Raw genomic sequence first — 18,465 nt, 5'->3', positions numbered from 1 at the left:
TCAGGAGGCGGAGAAGCGTGCGTGCACCTGCACGGCGATCGTGATGTCCTCGGGCTTGAGGGCGAGGGTGCCGCCGCCGAGATCGTTCGACATCGCGCGGGCGAACATCGGCTGGAGCGGCTGGGCCGGAGACGAGTGGTCGCCGAGCATCCCGGGGTCGCTGATCGCGAGCGGCTTCAGCGTGGCCAGGCCGAGACTGCTGGCGTAGACGGTGGCTTTGGCGACGGCGTTCTCGACCGCGCGGCGGCGGGCCTCCTGCACGAGCGTCTGCTTGCGGGCCTCGGTCAGCGCCCAGGTGACGCCGGAGACGTTCACCCCGTCGAGCAGCGAGACCACACCGACCCAGTCGGAGAGCGCTGCGAGGTCGCTGAACTTGGCGTCGACCCCGACCTCCGCGTGGAAGACGACCGGGAGCTGGATGCCGTCCTGGTTCCAGGGGCGCTCGCCCCACACCCGCAGCTGGTCGGATGCCCACCAGGTGACCGGCCCGGACTGCGGATGGTGGATGTCGCGGAGCTCGCTGGTGAGCGAGAGGTGACGCTGGGTGGCGAGGGCGAGGACCTCATCCCGTTGCTCGCCTTGATAGGCGATGGACAGCCGCACGGTGCCGCGCTCGGCGGGGTGGTGGAGCTCGTACTCGCCCTGCACGGTGATGATCGTCTCGGCCATTTCTCGATGGTGGCATAGAACGCTGCTGCTCGTTGTTATAAGATGAGTAGCTCGCCATCCGATGGCGACGTGTATCTGGAAAACTCAACAGCGTGTGACAGCGACCCGGCCTCACCGGCCGCGCATGGGGATGATCGGTTTCGACATTGCCTGCGAGACTATGAGAAGCGGGTCGAGGATGCAGGCTTATCTCGTAAACGATGTCTGCAAACTATAAGTGCCAATTCAAACAGCACTGTCTCTGCCAAGGCAGACTTCGCCCTCGCGGCGTAAGTTCTCTCTTCGCAACTTATAGAGACCGTCAGACCGGGAATGCTCTCTACCCGGATCCTGGCGTAATTTAGAGAGATTGCTTCTATGTTTCGTCTGAGGGCATAGAGGGACTTCAACTGAGACTGGGCTCGTCGGATTAGATGCCAGTGGCAAATTCCGGAGCCGAGTAGAACGCTTTCACTGGCTACACCCGTAGAAGGCATATGACCACAGCAGTGGACGGGGGTTCAATTCCCCCCATCTCCACCATCAGGTCGCTGTCACACGCTGTTGGAGATCCGCGGAATTCCGGGGAAGTTGGGGCCTTCTTCGGGTTCGGTCATGAAACATGAGACATTGTCGCTATTGTCGCCGGGTGGTGCGGGGCGTAGGCTCCGGCCATGCGCATCAGCAGAGCTCGCTCACGTTTGCTCACGGTTGCTCTCGCCGCCCTCGCCGCGGTGGGGCTGAGCATGGGGACGGCGGTGCCGGCGTCCGCCAGCACGTGGCATGATCCGCTGCGCTACGTCGCGCTCGGTGACTCCTACGCCGCGGGGCAGGCCACCGACTGCACGCATACCGCCTCCAGCTACCCCCTCCTGCTCGACAAACTGCCGAGCGTGAAGCTGGTCAGTGACGTCAGTTGCGCCGGAGCGACGACGGGCACCGTCATCGCCGGCCAGATCAGCGCGGTCAACCGGAGCGTCAGCCTCGTCACCGTCACCGTGGGCGCCAACGACCTGGACGTCGCCGGGCTGCAGGCCGTCTGCGCCGCCAACCCGGCGTCCGCGGCCTGTGCAGCGGCAATCCAGGCGCGCCAAGCCCAGCTGCCCGCCTTGTATGCGAACCTCGCCGCGACGTATTCCCTCATAGCGGCAGCGTCGCCGGGCGCGACGATCCTCGTCACCGGCTACGCGCCGCTGGTCTCCACCGGGCCGCTGTACACCGCGGAGCAGGCCCTCAACTCGACCATTCAGGGCGCCGTGACCAGTGTCGCTGCAGCAGGCGCTCACATCCGCTACGTCGCTGTGGCCTTTACCGGCCACACGGCGGACAGCCCATATCCGTGGTTCGTTCTCTCGGGCCCGAACATCTTCCACCCCAACGTGCTAGGGAACCTGGCATACGCGGCCGCGATCGCCAGGTCGCTGCTGGCCGTCGGCGCCCTCCGCTGACAGTCGACCCGCAGACCCTCAAGCGCATCGGCCGGCCGACCCCGAGCAAAGTTCGGCACGATTGCGGCGGTGGCTATTGCGCCTCCCGGGGATCGGCGTATCCTACGACCAAACCGGGAAGTCCGCGGTGATCGGACTGTATCGGGACAGACGACAACGCCGCGTCCCCGGCCGAGGGGGCGGCGGTCCGAGGAAGACGTAGATCGGGCCGTCGCCATAAGCTGTGCGTGTGCCAGAACCGTCACCCGGCCCGAGCCGCATCGAACTCACTCTCCGCAAGCCGGCGGTCGGGTGGTACCCGAAGCCGACGGTGGTGTTCGACGGGCACGGGCATCCAGCGCAGTGGGGGACCGGCACCTGGCAGATCCCCGTCGACGGCTCTGCGCGGGTGAGCGTGTTCCTGTACAACCGGGTGTGGAAGTTCGGCATGGCCGAGGTCGTCGTCACCGCCGGAGGCCCGGCGCGGTTCGTGTACCGGGCGCCGTGGCTGCCGTTCCTACCAGGGTCGCTGCGCTCCGAGTCCTGACCGGGAGCGTCAGGCGCGCACCTTCACGCGCGGGTCGACGAGGCCGTACACGAGGTCGACGATGAGGTTCGCGATCACGATCAGGAACGCCGAGAACAGCGTGAAGCCCACCACGAGCTGCAGGTCGAGTCCGTGCACGGCGTCGATGAGCATCGCACCCAGGCCCTGCATCGAGAAGACCTTCTCGGCGATCACCGCGCCGCCGAGCAGCGCGCCGAGGTCGAGCCCGAAGATCGTCACGACCGGGATGAGCGCGTTGCGAAGGCCGTGGCGCACGACCACCTGCGACTCGCGAAGGCCCTTGGCCCGCGCCGTGCGGATGTAGTCCTCGCCCATCACCTCGAGCATCTGGCCGCGGGTGAGCCGGGCGTAGATCGCGCCGCTGATGAAGGCGAGCGTGAACCACGGAAGCACGAGATGGAGGAACCACTGCACGGGATCGTCGGTGAACGGCACATAGCCGCCTGTCGGCAGGATCTGCAAGGTGAAGCCGAAGAGGAGGATCGCGAGGAGTCCGACCAGGTAGCTCGGCGTCGAGACGCCCGCGATCGCGAGCGTCATGATGCCGCGGTCGAGAGCCGTGCCGCGCCGGAGGGCCGAGAAGACGCCGCCGGCGACACCGAACACAAGCCAGACGACGGCCGCCCCGACCGCGATCGAGGCGGTGACGGGGAAGCGGGACAGGATCAGGTCGGTGACGGTCGCGTTCTGCTGGAACGAGTAGCCGAAGCAAGGGCTCGGGCAGACGACCGCAGCCTGGCCGCTCCCGAAGGTGCGGCCGACGACGATGCCTTTCAGGAAGTTCCAGAGCTGCTCGAACCAGGGCAGGTCGACGCCCATGAACTCTTTGGCGCGGGCGAGGTTCTCGGGCGTGCACGGCTTACCGCAGCTCAGCTGGGCCGGGTTCGTCGGAAGCAGGTAGAAGATCGCGTAGGTGACGGTGGCGATCACCAGCAGCACGACGAGCACGCCCAGCAGGCGGTAGGCGATGAAGGCGGCGAGTCTCAACGGGTCCTCCGTGCACGGCGAGGGTCGAGGGCGTCGCGCAAGCCGTCGCCGAAGACGTTGAAAGCGAGCGTGACGAGGAACAGCGCGGCGCCGGGGAACACCAGGTACATCGGACTGACCTGCACCCAGTTGACGGCGTCGCCGATGGTCCGGCCCCACGACGGCGTGGGCGGCGGGACGCCGACGCCGAGGAACGAGAGCGCCGCCTCGGTTCCGATCATGCTCGGGATGAGGATCGTCGAGTAGACGATGATCGTCGCGGCCACGTTCGGCAGCACCTGCTTGACGAGGATGTGCAGGGGGCGCGCGCCCATCGCCGCGGACGCGACCACGAAGTTGCGCTCTCGCAACGACAGGGTCTGGCCGCGGACCACACGGGCGACAGGAGGCCACCCGAAGAACCCGATGACCAGGATCATCAGGGCAGGGCGGGGGAACGCCGTCGGCACGATCGCGGTCAGGGAGATCATGAAGACGAGACTCGGAAAGCCGAACATGATGTCGATCACGCGGCTCATGCCCCGGTCGTACCAGCCGCCGGCGTACCCGGTGGTGATTCCGACGAGCACGCCGACCGTGACCGACAGGATGGTCGCGCTGATGCCCACGAGCAGGGAGGTGCGAGCGCCGTAGACGACGATCGAGAACAGGTCGCGGCCGGTCAGCGGTTCGACCCCGAACCAGTGGGTCAGGCTGATGCCGCCGCCGAAGCCGAGCGGGGCGCCGGAGTCGTCGAGCGCATCCAGGTGGTAGGTGTACGGGTTCTGGCCGTTGATCGCCGTGAGCAGTGGGGCGAAGATCGCCGCGAGCAGGAAGACGGCGATGGTGATCGCGCCGGCGCTGGCCCAGCGGTCGGTCCGGAGGTGCGCGACGACGTGCCGGAATCCGGTCTTGCGTGCCGGGACGGTGTCGGCTTCGAGGGAGGCTGCTGTCGTCATGCGATCGCCCGATCCTCGCTGGCGGCGGGCTCGTTCGCGCCGGGGCGCCCGTGTGCGGCGACCTGCTCGTCGAGCATCCGCCAGGATGCGCGCCGAACGGTCTGAGCGGCCGGATCGGCGACGGGCGCTGCCGCGAGGAGTCGCCGCGTGTACGGGTCATGCGGGGAGAGGAGCACGCGATCGGCGGGACCGGATTCGACGATCCGCCCGTTGTGCAGGACGGCGACGTCGTCGGCCAGCTGCTGGACCACGGCGAGGTCGTGGCTGATGAAGAGGCAGGCGAAGCCGAACTCGTGCTGCAGTTCGCGGAGAAGTTCGAGCACCGTGGCCTGGACGGAGACGTCCAGCGCGCTGGTGGGCTCGTCGGCGATCAGCAGCGAGGGGTTGAGGGCGAGCGCCCGGGCGATGGCGACGCGCTGCCGCTGACCGCCGGACAATTCGTGCTGGAAGCGTTCCGCCATCGCGGGTTCGAGTTGCACGGCGACGAGCAGGTCTCGCACCCGTGCCGCGCGTTCGGACGCCGTCAGACGCGTGTGCAGCCGGAGGGGCTCCTGGATGCACTGCCCGATCGTGTACCGGGGGTTGAGGGACGACGCCGGATCCTGGAAGACGTAGCCGATCCGGGTGCGGGCTCGGCGCACCTCCGCCGTCGAGGCCGTCGCCAGGTCGACCCCGTCTACCGCGACAGAGCCCGCGGAGAGCGGCACGAGGCCGGCGAGTGCGCGCCCGATCGTGGACTTTCCCGAGCCGGACTCGCCGACGAGCCCGAACACGCGGCCGCGCTCGATCCGGAAGCTCACGTCGTCGACCGCCGGTGCGCCACGGCGGCCGAAGCTGCGGGCGCCGTAGACGATGGTCGCGCCGCGGAGCTCCGCCGCTGCCCCGTCTCCCGCAGGCACGCCGACAGCGCCGCCCGGAGGACGGTCTTGGGAGCCCGTCTCCTCGCGCAGATCGCCCAGCCGGGGCACCGCGGCGAGGAGCGCGCGGGTGTAGTCCTCCCGCGGGTGTGCGAAGAGCTCGGCGACCTCGGCTCGCTCGACGACCGACCCGTCGCGCATCACCACGACGTCGTCGGCCAGGTCGGCCACAACGCCCATGTCGTGCGTGATGAGCAGGATCGCCATGCCGTTGCGGTCGCGCAGTTCACGCAGAAGGTCCAGGATGCCCGCCTGCACCGTCACATCGAGTGCGGTCGTCGGCTCGTCGGCGATGAGGGCCACCGGATCGCAGGAGATCGCCATGGCGATCATCGCACGCTGCAGTTGTCCGCCGGAGAGCTCGTGCGGATACGAGCGGACGATGCGCTCGGGGTCGCGCAGACCGACCGACCGCAGCAACTCGGCGACGCGCAGCCGAGTGGATGCCCGGTCGGGCGTCATCCGGTGCGTTCGAAGCGCTTCGGCGATCTGGCTGCCGATGCTGACGACCGGGTTGAAGGCGTTCATCGGCTCCTGGAAGATCGTGCCGATGCGGCCTCCTCGCACCTGCCGGAGCCGCTCGCCGGACGCGCCGAGCAGTTCCTCGCCGTTCAGCCGGATGCTCCCCTCGACCACCGCCGTTTCGGGCAGGAGGCCCAGGGTCGACATCGCCGTCACGCTCTTGCCGGAGCCGGACTCGCCGACCAGGGCGAGCACCCGCCCGCGCTGGAGCTCGAAGCTGACCGTGTCGACCACCGCAGGTCCGGCCGGGCGCGCCGAACCGTCCTGGGCGGTGAACGAGATCGAGATCCCGCTCACCTCCAGGACGGGCGCCGTGTGTTCGGAACTCACTTGCCCAGCGACACCTTGAGGTAGTTCGGGTACGCGGGGAACGACGCGATGAAGAAGTTCTCCACGTTGGAGCCCCGCAGGAACGACTGCTTCGTGTAGGTCAGCGGGACGACGGGCGAGTCCTGCATGATGCGCTTGTCGGCCTCTGCCCAGAGCGCCTGCGCCTTCTTCTGGTCGACCTCGGCGGTGGCCTGCGCGATCAGCTGGTCGACCTCGGGGCTGGAGTAGCGGGCGGCGTTGTAGCCGCCGCCACCGATCTGGCTCGAGTCGAACAGCGGCTGGATGTTGCTGTTCGCGCTCGGGAAGTCGGGCTGCCAGTACGAGAGGTTCAAGTCGTAGTTCGCCGTGTCGGCCGTCGAGTCCGCGTCGTACGTGTTCGCATCCTCCGGCTTGAGGGTGACTGTGATTCCGGCGCGCTCGATGCCCTGCTGCAAAGCCTGCGCCTGGGCGAGCGACGCCGAGTCGTTCTGCGTGAGCAGGGTCAGGTTCAGCCCGGTCGAGTGTCCGGCCTCCTTGAGCAGCGACTTCGCCTTGGCGACGTCTCCGTCCGGGCCGGCCGGGTACAGGTCGTAGTCGACGCGTCCCGGGATGCCCGGAGTGATCAGCGTCGTCGCAGCGGTCGCCGTCTTGGCGCCGCCCGATGCGATGATGAAGGCCTTCTTGTCGACGGCGTACTGGATGGCCTGGCGGACCTTGAGGTCTTTGAGAGCGCCGCTCTGCGTGTTCATCGCGAGGTAGCCGAGCGGTCCGGCCTTCGACGTCGCGACCCGCGCCTTGACGGTCGGGTTCTTCTCGACCTGGGCGAGCTGTGCTGCGCCGAGGTACTGGGCGCCGAAGGAGTTCTTCGCGTCGCCGGTGTCGGCGATCAGCGACTGCGCGGACGTGCCGGCATCCTGACTCATCTTGAACACGATGCTGTTCGGTCCGGCCGTGCGCACGGAGTCGTTGGACGCGGACCAGTCGGGGTTGCGCACCAGCGTGAGCGCGGTGCCCTGCTGGTTCGACTTCACCATGTACGGGCCGCTGGCGACCGGGTTCTGGCCGTAGGTCGTCGGGTTGTCCTTCGCCTTCGGAACCGGGGCGAACGCCGGCATCGAGGCGATCCACGGCCAGTCGCCGTAGGAGCTGGTGAGGTGGAAGACGATGGTCTTCGCGTCCGGCGTTTCGATCGACGCGAGGTCGCCGCCGGTGTACGGGCCCTTGTAGGCGGCGCCCCCGACGAGGAGCGACTTGTGGTAGCTGAGGCCGCCGGAGAGTTCGGCCGCGAACGAGCGCTCCACGCCGTACTTGATGTCGGCGGAGGTGATCGGCGAGCCGTCGGAGAGCTTGAGTCCGCTCTTGAGCGTGTACGTCCAGGTCTTGCCGCCGTCACTCGGAGTGCCCGTGTTCGTCGCCAGGTCGGGGACGACCTTCGCCGGAGCATCCGGGCTGATCTGCCAGGTGGTCAGGCGACGCGCGATGAGGCCGAGGGACGTGGTGGCCAGGTTCTGGCTCTTGGCGGGGTCCAGGTCGATCTGGGTCTGCGCCGTCAGGATGGTGAGGGTTCCGCCCTTGGCGGTCGCCCCCGACGTACCTCCCGCGCTCGACGCTGCGGACGAGCATCCGGTCAATACCAGTGCTGCCGCGACGGCGAGCACACCAACGCTCTTGAGATGTTTCATGCAGTGGCCTCTTTCTCGGTCTTCATGACCTTCGGGCGTGCGCACCCGACGAACTGCGGCCTCGCGGTCGGAGTTCGGCGCACAAGAATCGATCCTCTCCCCAGAGCGCGCAGATAGCGAATCGATGTGACGTTGCGTGGCGGACGCGGCGGTCTGCCCCGACGGTCAGCCGAGCCAGCCGTCGACTTCGGACAGCAATTCCCGCTTGCGGGCATCCGGCGCGAACGAGGCCTCGATCGACGTGCGCGCGTACCGTTCGGCCTCCTGGGCGGTGACACCGAGCGCGTCGCGCACGGCGACGAAGTTGTCGCCGACGTAGCCGCCGAAGTAGGCCGGGTCGTCGGAATTGACGGTGACGCGCACTCCCGCGGCATCCAGACGGCGCAGTGGATGCTCGGCCAGGTCGCCGATCGTGCGCAGCCGCACATTCGACAGCGGGCACATGGTCAGCGCGATCCTCTCGCCGGCCAGGCGGGCCACCAGCTCCGGGTCCTCGATCGCCCGGATGCCGTGGTCGATCCGTTCGACGCCGAGGAGGTCGATCGCCTCCCGGATGTACTCGGGCGGTCCTTCCTCGCCGGCGTGGGCGACGACGTGGAGCCCCGCATCCCGCGCCCGAGCGAAGACATGCGCGAACAGCGACGGCGGGTGGCCGACCTCGGCCGAGTCGAGCCCGACGCCGATGATGCGGTCGATTCGGCTGAGCCCGACGCTGAGGATGATCTCGGCGGCGTCGACCGGCTGGTCGCGGAGGAAGCTCAGGATGATCCCGCTGGTGATGCCGAGGTCGCGCTCGGCCTCGTCGAGGGCCGCCCCGATCCCGTCGACGACGGTCTCGAGCCGGATGCCCCGGGCGGTGTGCGCCTGCGGGTCGAAGAACAGCTCGACGTGCCGCACCCCCTGGGTGGCCGCCGTGGCCAGATACCGGCGGGTGAGCTCGGCGAAGTCGCTCTCGGTGCGGAGCACGTCCATCGTGGCGTAGTAGAGGTTCAGGAACGACTGGAGGTCGCTGAAGTCGTAGTGGGTCTTCAGCTCGTCGACGGAGGCGTAGGGGAGGCCGACGCCGTTGCGGCCGGCGAGCTCGAAGACGAGCTCCGGCTCGAGCGTGCCCTCGATGTGCAGGTGCAGCTCGGCCTTCGGCAGGGCGAACAGGGCGGAGTCGGTGGGGCCGGTTACGCCGGTGCCGGTTTCGGTCATGCTTCGATCCTCTCACCGCCTCGACACGTTGAGGGGTGTGTAACGCACGCTCCGAAGCGCCCGGAGCATGCGTTACGCACCCCTCAACGAAAGCGGTGGGGTGCGGCGGTCAGGGAGGTACCGCTAGCTCACCTGCAGCAGGATCTTGCCGAGGTGGTGCGACGACTCCATGCGGAGGTGCGCCTGCGTCGCGTCCTCGAACGGGTAGACCGAGTCGATGACCGGATGCACGCGGCCGGCCGCGAGGTGCGGCCAGACGTGTTCGCGCACCGAAGCGATGATGGCGACGCGTTCGGCGAGCGGCCGCGCACGCAGCGTGGTGCCCCAAAGGCGTGCCCGCTTGTGCATCAGCAGGTTCACGTCGAGGGTGCTCGGGCGGTTGCTGCGGTTGGCGATCGACATGATGCGGCCGCCGATCGCGAGGGCGTCGAGGTCGCGGGCGATGTAGTCGCCGCCCACGATGTCGAGCACGACGTCGGCGCCGTGTCCGTCGGTGGCGTCGCGGACGATCTCCACGAAGTCCTGCGTGTTGTAGTCGATGGCGACGTCGGCTCCGAGCTCACGGCTGAACTGCACCTTCTCGGCGGTTCCGGCGGTGGCGAGCACGGTCGCTCCGAACACCGCGCCGAGCTGGATGGCCATCGAGCCGATGCCGCTCGAGCCGCCGTGGATCAGAAGGCGCTCGCCCGGCAGGAGCCCCGCATTGAGGAAGACGTTCGACCAGACGGTCGCGACGACCTCGGGCAGCCCCGCCGCCTCGATGAGGTCGATGCCGGGCGGCACGGGCAGCACCAGGCCGGCGTCTGCCGTCGCCAGCTCCGCGTATCCGCCGCCAGGCAGCAGGGCGCACACACGATCGCCGATGGACCATTCGGTCACCGAGCCGCCGACCGCAGCGACCTCGCCCGAGACCTCCAGCCCCGGCCACTCCGCTGCGCCCGGGGGAGACGGGTAGTACCCGCGCCGCTGCGACAGGTCGGCGCCGTTGAGGCCGGCTGCGGCGACCCGGATGAGCACCTCGCGGTCGCCGGGAACGGGTTCCGGCAGCTCGGCGAGAGTCAGAACGTGAGCGTCGCCCGGTGTGGGGACCGTGATCGCGCGCATCAGCGGCCCGGCTGCAGTTCGACGGAGGTGCGCCGGCCGAGCACATCCCGGATCTTGACCTTGTTCGTGTACTCGATCGACCCGTAGCGGAACAGCCGGACGGCGAGGCGCAGCACGATCGCCGAGAGCACGAACAGCTCAACGATGATGATGATCGCCTGCCACAGGGGGAGGCTGCCGAACGCATTGAGGATCAGCGCGGTGATCGGCGCCGTGTAGGGGAAGTAGGCCAGCACCTGGACGATCGGGGACTGCGGGGCGCTGATGGCGAAGCCCGAGGCGTAGAGCGGGATGACGATCGAGAAGATCACTACCGAGAACAGCGGAGCGGCGTCCTTGGCCGTGGGCATGATCGCGCCGACCGCGACGAGCGTCCCGGTGAAGAGGGCGAAGCCTCCGATGAGGAGGAGGGCGCCGACGATCATCTTCTGCGGCTCGAACACGAGCCCGGAAAGGTCCAGCTCGGGGATCGACAGTTGCGATCGGAAGAAGACGTAGCCGATGATCACCGGCAGCGAGAACACGATCATCTGGATGATCCCGATCATGAACAGCGAGATCACCTTGCCGACGAGCAGGCTGGTCGGGTTGATCGTGGTGAGGATCATCTCGGTGACGCGGTTCTCCTTCTCCTCGAGCGTCGAGTTCAGCATCTGGTTGCCGAGGAAGACGATCACGATGAAGAAGACGACGACGAAGAACAACGCCGGCACGATGGCCTCGAAGCCGGGCGCGACGGCGCCGTCTTTGAACGTGGTGGTCGTCGTCTGCACCTGGTCGCGCAGCACGGCGACGTAGGTGGACGAGTCGACGCGCTCCTGAACGCTCGCCGACAGCAGCGATTGCGCGACAGACGAGTACTTGCCGTTCTGGAAGAGCCCGGCATCGGCCCCGTAGACCTGCACCGGTTCCTTCGCCGGGTCCGCGGGGTAGACGAAGAACGCCTCCGTGTCCCCGTTCTTGACGGCCGCGATTCCGGCGGCGTCTCCGGAAGCGAGCGAGCCGCCCAGCTTCTCGGCGACCGCGGGATCGACGAGACCCGACGCATCCGTGTAGATGAACGTGATGCGGGCGTTCTTCTGCGCGTCGGCGGAGTTGGCGGTGGAGACGTTGGAGGCGACGATCAGGGTGATCAGACCGATCATGACGATCGGGATGAACAGCGTGATCGCCCAGAACCGCCGTTTGGTGATGGTGCGGAGGAACTCGAACGAGATGACCGTTCCGAGGTTGTGCTGTGCCATGGTCAGTCGAGCTCCCTGTTCTCGGCTCCGTACACTTCGACGAAGATGTCGTCGAGCGATTTGCGCGTCGGGGCGAACCGGGTCACGTCGAGGCCTGCGTCGAGCAGGCTCCGGAGGATCGCGGCGGTGTCGGCGTCGTTGGCGACTTCGAGCTCGGCGTGTCCGCCCGCATCCGAGGCGATGGTGTAATCGGGCGACGGCGGGACGACGCCGTCGTGGTCGACGTGGACGACGCTGCCGCCGAACTGCTCCTGCACCTCGGCGACCGTTCCGTAGGCGCGGGCGCCGCCGTCCTTGAGGAGGATGACGCGGTCGCAGAGCCGCTCGACCTCCTCCATCTGGTGGGTGACCATCATCACCGTCGAGCCGGCCTTCTTCTGGTCGTCGATGATGTCCATGAGCAGGCGGCGGTTGACCGGGTCGAAGCCTTTGGTCGGCTCGTCGAGGATGAGCAGCTCGGGGTCGTTCATGATGGTGACGCCGAGCTGCACCTTCTGCTGCTGGCCGCCCGAGAGCTTGTCGAGGCGCACCTTCTCCTTGTCGCCGATGCCCACTCGTTCGAGGTAGTCGCGCGACCAGTGCCTGGCCTGCTCTTTGCCGAGGCCTTTGAGCTTGCCGAAGTAGACCATGACGTCGATCACGGACTCCTTCTTGTAGAGGCCGCGCTCTTCAGGAAGGTAGCCGAGACGGTCGCCGGCCTCGGGGCTGAACGGGCGTCCGTCGATGTGGAGGGTGCCCGCGGTGGGCTGATAGATGCCGAGGAGGGCGCGGATCGTGGTCGTCTTGCCCGAACCGTTGCTGCCGAGGAAACCGAACGTCTCCCCTTGCCGGATGTCGAACGAGAGGTCGCGGATGACCGTGGTGCGCCCGAAGTCCATGCGGAAGTTCGCGATGTGCACGAGAGGGGAGTCGGTTGTGGTGCTCACCGTCCCCAACCTATCGATCGACGGTGTCCGCAGGTAGCTCTTGACACGCTGATTCGTCGGGATTATTGTATTCAACGAAATAGTTGATAAAGGAATTGGTTGATAATGAATGAGAACGTGGAGGCCGAACACCGGCTCGATCGTGCGTTCCAGGCGCTGGCCGACCCGGTGCGGAGAGCGATGGTCGCTCGCCTCAGCCGGGGGCCGGCGACGGTGAACGAGCTGGCCGAGCCGTTCGCGATCACCACGCAGGCGGTCTCCCGGCACATCCACGTGCTCGAAGAGGCAGAGCTCGTCACGCGAACGCGCGAGGCGCAGCGACGCCCGGTGCACCTGAACCCCGGAGCTCTCGAAGAGCTCACCGCCTGGATCGACACCTACCGCCTCATTCACGAACAACAGTTCCGCTCGCTGGACGCCGTGCTCGCCGAGCTGGACTCGGAACCCGCGCGACGGACCGCGACCGATCGCACTGAGGAGAACCGATCATGAGCAATGCACTCACTGTCACCGCCCCGGAGGGGCTGCCGTTCGTCGACTTCGTGCGCGAATTCGACGCCCCGGTCGAGCAGGTGTTCCGGGCCCACCAGGACCCGGCGCTGTACGCCCGCTGGGTCGGGCCACGCGGCTACGAGATGGACCTGCGGGAGTACGACTTCAGCACCGGAGGCGGCTACCGCTACATCCACCGCGACGGCGAAGGCGGCGAATACGCCTTCCGAGGCGTCTTCCACGTCGTCCGCGACAACGAGTTCGCCATCCAGACCTTCGAGTTCGAGGGCTATCCGGATGTCGTGAGCATCGAGTCGATCACCTTCGAGCCACTCGAGGGAGGCCGCACCCGCCTGGTCGGGCACGCGGTGTACCCGACGCTGGAGGCACGCGATGGCATGGTGTCGTCGGGCATGGAGTCGGGCATGTCGCAGGGCTACGAGCAGCTCGACGAGGTGCTCGAAGCGGCCTGACGCCGACGGCCTTGCTGCGCGGCGGGCAGCGGATGCCCGCCGCGCCGCCCTCCGTCAGGCGAGCGCTTCCAGCAGTGCGTCGTGCAGGAGGCCGTTGCTCGCCAGCGACGATCCGTTGCCCGGGCCGGCCTCGCCGCTCACCGAGGTGAACCGCCCGCCCGCCTCCTCGACGATCGGAATGAGCGCCGCCAGGTCGTAGGTCTTCACGCCGAACTCCCCGACCGCGTCGACGAGCCCCTCGGCGAGCAGCATGTACGACCACATGTCGCCGTACGCGCGGTCTCGCCAGACCTGCCGGGTGAGGGCGATCAGGCGGTCCAGGTAGCCGGCTTCGTCCCACTGCGCGATGCTCTGGAAGCTGATCGAGGCGTGCTCGAGGTCCGAGACCGCCGAGACGTGCATCCGGCGCCGTTCGCCACCGTTCTCGCTCAGCCACGCGCCGGAGCCCTTCGCGGCCCACCAGCGCTTGCCGAGGGCGGGGGAGCTGACCACGCCGACCACCGGCACGCCGTCGACGGCGAGCGCGATCAGCGTGCCCCACACCGGAACGCCGCGCAGATAGTTGGCGGTGCCGTCGATCGGGTCGACGATCCACTGCCGGCGTGCGTCGCCCTCGACGCCGTACTCCTCGCCCAGGATGCCGTCCTCCGGGCGCCCGGCGGCTACGAGCTCGCGGATGGTCCGCTCGACGGCCAGGTCGGCCTCGGTGACGTGGGTGCGATCCGGTTTGGTGTCGATGTGCAGGTCGAGCGCGCGGAACTTGGCGCTCGAGATGGCGTCGGCTGCGTCGGCCAGCCGGAGCGCCAGCGCGAGATCATCGGCGAACGGGGGGGCGGATTCGGTGTCGGTGAGCGCGTCGGAAGTCACGGGTCGAGCCTAGCGAGGCCCGGTGAACGGGCGGTGCCCGCGGCAGGTCCGGATGCCCGCGATGCTGATGGATGCTCGATTGGCGAAGGGCGCGAATCTGATGCTAATGTTGAGCCTCGGTTCGGGTGTCCGAAACCGAAACGCACCTCTAGCTCAATCGGCAGAGCAACTGACTCTTAATCAGTGGGTTCTGGGTTCAAGTCCCAGGGGGTGCACCATAACCACTGTGACCGTGTAGCCCCAAGTGTAGCCATAACGGTCAAATGGCAAAGAAATCCGCGACCGAGCGGCCGCTGCGGGCGGCGATCTCTGCCAGGTCACTGACATAAATGCAGCCACCCTCGACCAGCTTGTCGAGCTCCGCTGTGCTGCGTCCCTGCATGAGCAGAGCAGCCTGTGCCGCTGCAGCGACGGCTCTGGATTTGGTCGTCAGGGTGGGGTCGTTGATCGGATCGTGCATCGCCTTAGGCTTCCTTCGCTGGTGCGCCTCCCGAAATGGGCGCAAGGGGAATCGTAGACTGCGTTTCGTGGTGCGATCCACTACATTATGGGGACAGAACGAACGTCCCGTCCGCGACGGGGGTGCGTAATTCCGGGCACGCCGAGGGGGAGCGCCCCCCGAAGTGGGGGGCCGCGGACGGTCTAGTCCTTCAGCCAGTCCTGCACGGTTCGGGTGCTCAAATTAGCCAGTTCGGCTATGACGCGCACTGATCCGCCCGACGCCTTCGCGGCTTGAACGGCGGCCTTTAGCTCGGCGTCAGCGGCGGTCTTGGCCTGGGTCGCGTTGCGCAGTCGGTCGATGGCGGCCGCGCTGGGGTAATCGCGGCGGCGGGGGGACACGCCCATAGCGTATTGACCTTCCCGTAGGTGTGGCAATTCTGCTACACGTATCGTAGCACCAGCGCTACGAAACCGAGAGCGCTATGTTCGGCGATGGCATTGAGTGGCAGCGTTGCAGCGGGCTCGCTTCGTCACCACAAATGGGGCGATATTCGGTGCCCCTCCGCGGATGCGGGAAACGTGCGCGCCGCTAGGCTGCGTACGAGAGAGAGGCCACCGATGACCGACAAGCCCCTGTACGAGTTCACCTCCCACATCGACGGGAAGAACGCCAAGGTTCAGATCTGGCCCGATCGCATCGAGTGGGAGCGCAAGGGTGTCTCCGCGGGCAAGGTTGCTGCCGGCGTCTGGACGCTCGGCATCTCGACCATCTTCACCGGCGTGCGAGGACACGACACCGACATGGTCCCGATCGCCATGATCACCAGTGTCACGTCGAAGAAGGGCATGGGCACTAACACGGTCGTGTCGGTCCTCACCGGTGCCGGGGCTGTCGACTTCCGCGTCAGCCACAAGGAAGCCGCGATCGCCCGCGACACCCTCAACAGACTCATCCTCGAATCGAAGCAGCCGCAGATCATCCAGCAGTCCGCGCCCGCCGCCCCCGCCGCCGCGACTTCCGATGTCGGCGCGCAGCTGCAGCAGCTCGGCGCGCTCCGCGACCAGGGCATCCTCACGGAGGAAGAGTTCGCGGCGAAGAAGGCCGAACTCCTCAGCCGCATCTGACTTCGTCGCAGAACGGTCTGTGCGGGCGCTACGATCAGCGCATGACAGAGACCGAGCAGCGCCTGGTGGGCGCTCACGTGAGCAAGAACACGCCCCTCAGCCTTCTCTACGTGATCGGCGTGCTGGCCGTCGTGGCCGGCGCGACGGTGTCCCTCGTCGCCAGCGGGAATGTTGGCGACGCGGCCGCGGGTGATGTCGTGTCGACGGTCGCGATGGCGTGGCAGGTTCTCGGCAATGGGCTCGCGTTGCTGGGCGCTCTCAGCCTGATCGGCGGTGCGGTCGCGCACGCCATCAACTGGCAGATCGTGAATCGGTGACCGCGCGATTCCGTCAAGGGTGGGCTTGACTTGAGTATCAACCCTGCACTAGACTAATATTATGAAGCGCAGGGACGTGATCAAGAAGCTCAAGGCTCAGGCGAAGGCCGCGGGCCTCACGTATGAAGAGTACGAGCTGACCAACCACACCGGTATCCGGATCGGCGGCACGGCCTCGACTCTCGCCCGTCATTCCGAGATTGACGACGTCACTGCGGGCAAGTTCTTCGACCAGTTCGCCAACGAGTTCGAGAAGGGATGGTGGCGCAAATGAGCGGCTACACGGTGACCGCCGAGCGGTCCGGAAAGTGGTGGGTCCTGCAGGCGCAGGAGGCGCCCGGCGCGATCAGCCAGGTGTCCCGACTCGACCAGGCAGATGTGATCAAGGAAGCGATCGCGTTCGTCACCGGCGAGCCCGAGGACAGCATCGAGATCACGGTTGTCCCTCAGCTCGACAGCGAGCTCGAGCGTCGCAGGCGGCAGGTCAACGCCTATCGACTGATGGCCTCCGAGGCAAACGCGATGGCAGCCTACGAGTCGCGCGTCGTCGCTCGCGGGCTTGCAGAGAAAGGGCTCACCGTCCGTGACGTTGGAACCATCCTCGGAGTCTCGCCGCAACGTGCGCACCAGCTGATCACCGACGAACTGGTTGAGCCGAAGGTACACCTTGCCGTGCTTCATCCGGAGCCTGACGTGAGCGTGAGTGTCGATTGGGTGGACGAGGTAGCGTTCTTCGCCCCGTCGGCTCACCGCTGGTAATCTCGATAGCGCAGCGGGCCGGAGCTGCTCCTATCTGAGAGGAGCGCATCATGTCCGAACCGCCCACCACCCGATCGAATGCCGACGGCTTCACAGGCGACTACCCGAAGGCCGACAACGACTGGGAGGCTGAGCTCTACCGGCAGAACGGCATGGAGGCGCCGTGGCTGCTCGAGTACGAAGACGGCAAGCCGGTGCTCGACGAGAACGGGAAGCCGAAGCTCGCGCCGCGCCCTGACCGTGGGAGGATGAGGCCATGAACATGTTCCGGTGCCAACGCTGAGGCGTTGTACTGATTGGACGTATCATGCCTGCTGTTCCCGAAGGTTTCAAGCTCCGCCGGAGCGTCAACCGTCGCGTTCTCGAATCGGACGATTACCAGCACTGGACTGTCGCTGACCTGATCGAGATCCTCGCCGAGTACCCGCACGACGCCCGCGTGTGGCTGATGGACAAGCATCCGCGCATCCACCCCCTCGAGTTGGTCTCGAGCGGCCCCGGAGACGTGTTCCTGTCCTGAAACGACGAATGGCCCCCGGCTCCGCTCGTGATGAGGAGAGCCGGGGGCTTCGTCGGGCTGTACGTCAGACGCCCGGGGAAGCCATGCCGTCAATGACCGCGGCTGCGGCCTGGGCGGGGTCGGCGTGCTCCGGAATGGTGCCATCGATGGTCGCGGGCGGGACGCCGGCGGCGGGCTGCGCCGGACCGGTGGGCGCAGGAATGGGCACCGAACTGACGACGGCCGCGGGCACGCTGGCGATCGCGGCGTTCGCGTACGCGTTCGGCAGGCCGTTCTTCAGGATGTCGCCCGCGGCGAGGAGCCCGGACACGATCGCGGAGAGCACGGCGACGCCCGCGATGATCGCGACGGTCTTGAGGTCCACATGGAGCACGCCGGTGGTCGTGATCGTGGCGAGCCCGAGGCTGCCGAGCACGATCGGCGGGCGGATGACCTGCCAGAAGGTGCGGAGGAAAGCGACGAGCGCGGCCTCACGGTTCGCGGGAGGGAAGAGGGTCTTGCTGATGCTCACGGTGTCTCCTTGGGGTTGGGTGGTTCGATATCTGAGCGGGGGTGGGTGTTCTCGAAGTCGTGGCGGAGGTCGACCTGCTCGGTGCCGAGCTCTTTTACGCTGCGCTCGACCTCGTCCATGCGACCGTGCAGACCGGCGACGCCTTCCTCGACGCGCGCGACGGCCGCCTCCGTGCGATCGGATGAGTCCTTGATCGAGGAGCCGTCGTTCTTGTGTGTCTCGTGGTGGATCTCCGCAATGCGCAAGTCCTGGGCGGTCAGGGTGGCGTCTGTGCGCTTGATGAACGCGGGCAGTCCTGCGACGGCGTCGACCATCTTCGCGAAGCTGAGGATCGCGACCGCGAACCGGCGGAGGGCGGGCCATCCCTTCTTGACGAAGAGGACGATCCCGCCGGCCACGAGCAGCCAGAGGACGATGTCCCAAAGGCTGACGGTGTGCAGCCATGTGATGAGCCAGCTAGGCAGGTCGAGCATGGTTCCCCCTCCCAGGGC

The 18,465-nt window shown here is 67.3% G+C and carries 24 protein-coding genes, 1 tRNA gene and 1 other RNA gene; 12 read left to right on the top strand and 14 right to left on the bottom strand.

Translation table 11 applies throughout. The features are described from left to right. Entirely contained in the window at positions 1–669 is a 669-nt protein-coding gene (locus ACFVV5_RS08960; RefSeq protein WP_387242141.1) for an SIMPL domain-containing protein, read from the bottom strand. 126 nt (positions 670–795) lie between these two features. Here ACFVV5_RS08960 and ssrA point away from each other — a divergent pair. The 3 genes from ssrA to ACFVV5_RS08945 all read left to right on the top strand — a co-directional run bounded on the left by ssrA (position 796) and on the right by ACFVV5_RS08945 (position 2,622). Then, positions 796–1,191: a transfer-messenger RNA gene (gene ssrA, locus ACFVV5_RS08955) on the top strand. 131 nt (positions 1,192–1,322) lie between these two features. Then, positions 1,323–2,096 (top strand): GDSL-type esterase/lipase family protein, encoded by a 774-nt coding sequence (locus ACFVV5_RS08950; RefSeq protein WP_387242138.1) that lies wholly within the window; start codon positions 1,323–1,325, stop codon positions 2,094–2,096. Positions 2,097–2,325: 229 nt separating this feature from the next. Continuing rightward, positions 2,326–2,622 (top strand): hypothetical protein, encoded by a 297-nt coding sequence (locus ACFVV5_RS08945; RefSeq protein WP_387242135.1) that lies wholly within the window; start codon positions 2,326–2,328, stop codon positions 2,620–2,622. 9 nt (positions 2,623–2,631) lie between these two features. Here ACFVV5_RS08945 and ACFVV5_RS08940 read toward each other — a convergent pair whose 3' ends face one another. The 8 genes from ACFVV5_RS08940 to ACFVV5_RS08905 form a co-directional block, all read right to left on the bottom strand. Next, on the bottom strand, positions 2,632–3,630 hold the full coding sequence (locus ACFVV5_RS08940) for an ABC transporter permease (RefSeq protein WP_387242133.1): 999 nt from the start codon (positions 3,628–3,630) through the stop codon (positions 2,632–2,634). Then, positions 3,627–4,568 (bottom strand): ABC transporter permease, encoded by a 942-nt coding sequence (locus ACFVV5_RS08935; RefSeq protein ID WP_387242130.1) that lies wholly within the window; start codon positions 4,566–4,568, stop codon positions 3,627–3,629. Before ACFVV5_RS08935 ends, ACFVV5_RS08940 begins: the two co-directional genes overlap by 4 nt. Then, on the bottom strand, positions 4,565–6,337 hold the full coding sequence (locus ACFVV5_RS08930) for a dipeptide ABC transporter ATP-binding protein (protein WP_387242127.1): 1,773 nt from the start codon (positions 6,335–6,337) through the stop codon (positions 4,565–4,567). The genes ACFVV5_RS08935 and ACFVV5_RS08930 overlap by 4 nt, the downstream gene beginning before the upstream one ends. Next, the gene (locus ACFVV5_RS08925; RefSeq protein ID WP_387242124.1) at positions 6,334–7,998 is read right to left on the bottom strand and encodes an ABC transporter substrate-binding protein; all 1,665 of its coding nucleotides are present in this window, start codon (positions 7,996–7,998) and stop codon (positions 6,334–6,336) included. The genes ACFVV5_RS08930 and ACFVV5_RS08925 overlap by 4 nt, the downstream gene beginning before the upstream one ends. 165 nt (positions 7,999–8,163) lie before the next feature. Next, the gene (locus ACFVV5_RS08920; RefSeq protein ID WP_387242122.1) at positions 8,164–9,195 is read right to left on the bottom strand and encodes an adenosine deaminase; all 1,032 of its coding nucleotides are present in this window, start codon (positions 9,193–9,195) and stop codon (positions 8,164–8,166) included. 123 nt (positions 9,196–9,318) lie between these two features. After that, positions 9,319–10,299, bottom strand: coding sequence for an NAD(P)H-quinone oxidoreductase (locus ACFVV5_RS08915; protein ID WP_387242119.1), 981 nt, complete (start codon positions 10,297–10,299; stop codon positions 9,319–9,321). Continuing rightward, the gene (locus ACFVV5_RS08910) at positions 10,299–11,543 is read right to left on the bottom strand and encodes an ABC transporter permease (protein WP_387242116.1); all 1,245 of its coding nucleotides are present in this window, start codon (positions 11,541–11,543) and stop codon (positions 10,299–10,301) included. Before ACFVV5_RS08910 ends, ACFVV5_RS08915 begins: the two co-directional genes overlap by 1 nt. 2 nt (positions 11,544–11,545) lie before the next feature. Then, the gene (locus ACFVV5_RS08905) at positions 11,546–12,421 is read right to left on the bottom strand and encodes an ABC transporter ATP-binding protein (RefSeq protein ID WP_387242375.1); all 876 of its coding nucleotides are present in this window, start codon (positions 12,419–12,421) and stop codon (positions 11,546–11,548) included. Between the two features lie 153 nt (positions 12,422–12,574). Here ACFVV5_RS08905 and ACFVV5_RS08900 point away from each other — a divergent pair, with 153 nt between their 5' ends. Beyond that, positions 12,575–12,961 carry an ArsR/SmtB family transcription factor gene (locus tag ACFVV5_RS08900; RefSeq protein WP_387242112.1) on the top strand — a complete coding sequence of 129 codons (387 nt, stop codon included), beginning with the start codon at positions 12,575–12,577 and terminating at the stop codon, positions 12,959–12,961. Next, positions 12,958–13,434 (top strand): SRPBCC family protein, encoded by a 477-nt coding sequence (locus ACFVV5_RS08895; RefSeq protein WP_387242109.1) that lies wholly within the window; start codon positions 12,958–12,960, stop codon positions 13,432–13,434. The genes ACFVV5_RS08900 and ACFVV5_RS08895 overlap by 4 nt, the downstream gene beginning before the upstream one ends. Before the next feature lie 54 nt (positions 13,435–13,488). On the opposite strand, the gene hisN is transcribed toward ACFVV5_RS08895, so the two are convergent. Next, positions 13,489–14,301 (bottom strand): histidinol-phosphatase, encoded by an 813-nt coding sequence (hisN, locus tag ACFVV5_RS08890; RefSeq protein ID WP_387242106.1) that lies wholly within the window; start codon positions 14,299–14,301, stop codon positions 13,489–13,491. 142 nt (positions 14,302–14,443) lie between these two features. Here hisN and ACFVV5_RS08885 point away from each other — a divergent pair. Further along, positions 14,444–14,519: transfer RNA gene (locus ACFVV5_RS08885), tRNA-Lys, on the top strand. Between the two features lie 41 nt (positions 14,520–14,560). Here the strand turns inward: ACFVV5_RS08885 and ACFVV5_RS08880 are convergent. Next, the gene (locus tag ACFVV5_RS08880; protein ID WP_387242103.1) at positions 14,561–14,761 is read right to left on the bottom strand and encodes a hypothetical protein; all 201 of its coding nucleotides are present in this window, start codon (positions 14,759–14,761) and stop codon (positions 14,561–14,563) included. 182 nt (positions 14,762–14,943) lie between these two features. Then, on the bottom strand, positions 14,944–15,141 hold the full coding sequence (locus ACFVV5_RS08875) for a hypothetical protein (RefSeq protein WP_387242100.1): 198 nt from the start codon (positions 15,139–15,141) through the stop codon (positions 14,944–14,946). 219 nt (positions 15,142–15,360) lie between these two features. On the opposite strand from ACFVV5_RS08875, the gene ACFVV5_RS08870 reads away from it, so the two are divergent. The 6 genes from ACFVV5_RS08870 to ACFVV5_RS08845 all read left to right on the top strand — a co-directional run bounded on the left by ACFVV5_RS08870 (position 15,361) and on the right by ACFVV5_RS08845 (position 17,463). Beyond that, positions 15,361–15,867 (top strand): SHOCT domain-containing protein, encoded by a 507-nt coding sequence (locus ACFVV5_RS08870; protein WP_387242098.1) that lies wholly within the window; start codon positions 15,361–15,363, stop codon positions 15,865–15,867. Between the two features lie 41 nt (positions 15,868–15,908). Continuing rightward, positions 15,909–16,184: a hypothetical protein gene (locus tag ACFVV5_RS08865; RefSeq protein ID WP_387242094.1), complete on the top strand. Its 276-nt coding sequence runs from the start codon at positions 15,909–15,911 to the stop codon at positions 16,182–16,184. Between the two features lie 61 nt (positions 16,185–16,245). Then, complete coding sequence (locus ACFVV5_RS08860) at positions 16,246–16,458, top strand: ribonuclease PH (RefSeq protein WP_387242091.1); 213 nt, start codon at positions 16,246–16,248, stop codon at positions 16,456–16,458. Beyond that, positions 16,455–16,943: a hypothetical protein gene (locus ACFVV5_RS08855; RefSeq protein WP_387242088.1), complete on the top strand. Its 489-nt coding sequence runs from the start codon at positions 16,455–16,457 to the stop codon at positions 16,941–16,943. The genes ACFVV5_RS08860 and ACFVV5_RS08855 overlap by 4 nt, the downstream gene beginning before the upstream one ends. A 50-nt stretch (positions 16,944–16,993) precedes the next feature. Next, on the top strand, positions 16,994–17,203 hold the full coding sequence (locus tag ACFVV5_RS08850) for a hypothetical protein (protein WP_387242085.1): 210 nt from the start codon (positions 16,994–16,996) through the stop codon (positions 17,201–17,203). Positions 17,204–17,250: 47 nt separating this feature from the next. After that, entirely contained in the window at positions 17,251–17,463 is a 213-nt protein-coding gene (locus ACFVV5_RS08845; protein ID WP_387242082.1) for a hypothetical protein, read from the top strand. A gap of 64 nt (positions 17,464–17,527) precedes the next feature. Here the strand turns inward: ACFVV5_RS08845 and ACFVV5_RS08840 are convergent, their stop codons facing one another. Together ACFVV5_RS08840 and ACFVV5_RS08835 are read right to left on the bottom strand one after the other, a co-directional pair. Further along, the gene (locus tag ACFVV5_RS08840) at positions 17,528–17,974 is read right to left on the bottom strand and encodes a hypothetical protein (RefSeq protein WP_387242080.1); all 447 of its coding nucleotides are present in this window, start codon (positions 17,972–17,974) and stop codon (positions 17,528–17,530) included. Beyond that, the gene (locus ACFVV5_RS08835; RefSeq protein ID WP_387242078.1) at positions 17,971–18,447 is read right to left on the bottom strand and encodes a hypothetical protein; all 477 of its coding nucleotides are present in this window, start codon (positions 18,445–18,447) and stop codon (positions 17,971–17,973) included. Before ACFVV5_RS08835 ends, ACFVV5_RS08840 begins: the two co-directional genes overlap by 4 nt. Positions 18,448–18,465 lie beyond the last annotated feature (18 nt).

The sequence above is a fragment of the Leifsonia sp. NPDC058248 genome (assembly GCF_042881905.1).
Taxonomy (GTDB): Bacteria; Actinomycetota; Actinomycetes; order Actinomycetales; family Microbacteriaceae; genus Leifsonia.
This window is presented reverse-complemented; position numbering and strand designations above follow the sequence as displayed.

Bases quoted from the DNA above. Each gene is read 5' to 3' on its own strand.
- ACFVV5_RS08905 (WP_387242375.1), bottom strand. From the start codon at position 12,421: ATGGACTTCGGGCGCACCACGGTCATCCGCGACCTCTCGTTCGACATC.
- ACFVV5_RS08835 (WP_387242078.1), bottom strand. From the start codon at position 18,447: ATGCTCGACCTGCCTAGCTGGCTCATCACATGGCTGCACACCGTCAGC.
- ACFVV5_RS08880 (WP_387242103.1), bottom strand. From the start codon at position 14,761: ATGCACGATCCGATCAACGACCCCACCCTGACGACCAAATCCAGAGCC.
- ACFVV5_RS08860 (WP_387242091.1), top strand. From the start codon at position 16,246: ATGAAGCGCAGGGACGTGATCAAGAAGCTCAAGGCTCAGGCGAAGGCC.
- ACFVV5_RS08910 (WP_387242116.1), bottom strand. From the start codon at position 11,543: ATGGCACAGCACAACCTCGGAACGGTCATCTCGTTCGAGTTCCTCCGC.
- ACFVV5_RS08855 (WP_387242088.1), top strand. From the start codon at position 16,455: ATGAGCGGCTACACGGTGACCGCCGAGCGGTCCGGAAAGTGGTGGGTC.
- ACFVV5_RS08900 (WP_387242112.1), top strand. From the start codon at position 12,575: ATGAATGAGAACGTGGAGGCCGAACACCGGCTCGATCGTGCGTTCCAG.
- ACFVV5_RS08935 (WP_387242130.1), bottom strand. From the start codon at position 4,568: ATGACGACAGCAGCCTCCCTCGAAGCCGACACCGTCCCGGCACGCAAG.
- ACFVV5_RS08915 (WP_387242119.1), bottom strand. From the start codon at position 10,299: ATGCGCGCGATCACGGTCCCCACACCGGGCGACGCTCACGTTCTGACT.
- ACFVV5_RS08960 (WP_387242141.1), bottom strand. From the start codon at position 669: ATGGCCGAGACGATCATCACCGTGCAGGGCGAGTACGAGCTCCACCAC.
- ACFVV5_RS08850 (WP_387242085.1), top strand. From the start codon at position 16,994: ATGTCCGAACCGCCCACCACCCGATCGAATGCCGACGGCTTCACAGGC.
- ACFVV5_RS08865 (WP_387242094.1), top strand. From the start codon at position 15,909: ATGACAGAGACCGAGCAGCGCCTGGTGGGCGCTCACGTGAGCAAGAAC.
- ACFVV5_RS08845 (WP_387242082.1), top strand. From the start codon at position 17,251: ATGCCTGCTGTTCCCGAAGGTTTCAAGCTCCGCCGGAGCGTCAACCGT.
- ACFVV5_RS08950 (WP_387242138.1), top strand. From the start codon at position 1,323: ATGCGCATCAGCAGAGCTCGCTCACGTTTGCTCACGGTTGCTCTCGCC.
- ACFVV5_RS08920 (WP_387242122.1), bottom strand. From the start codon at position 9,195: ATGACCGAAACCGGCACCGGCGTAACCGGCCCCACCGACTCCGCCCTG.
- ACFVV5_RS08895 (WP_387242109.1), top strand. From the start codon at position 12,958: ATGAGCAATGCACTCACTGTCACCGCCCCGGAGGGGCTGCCGTTCGTC.
- ACFVV5_RS08925 (WP_387242124.1), bottom strand. From the start codon at position 7,998: ATGAAACATCTCAAGAGCGTTGGTGTGCTCGCCGTCGCGGCAGCACTG.
- ACFVV5_RS08870 (WP_387242098.1), top strand. From the start codon at position 15,361: ATGACCGACAAGCCCCTGTACGAGTTCACCTCCCACATCGACGGGAAG.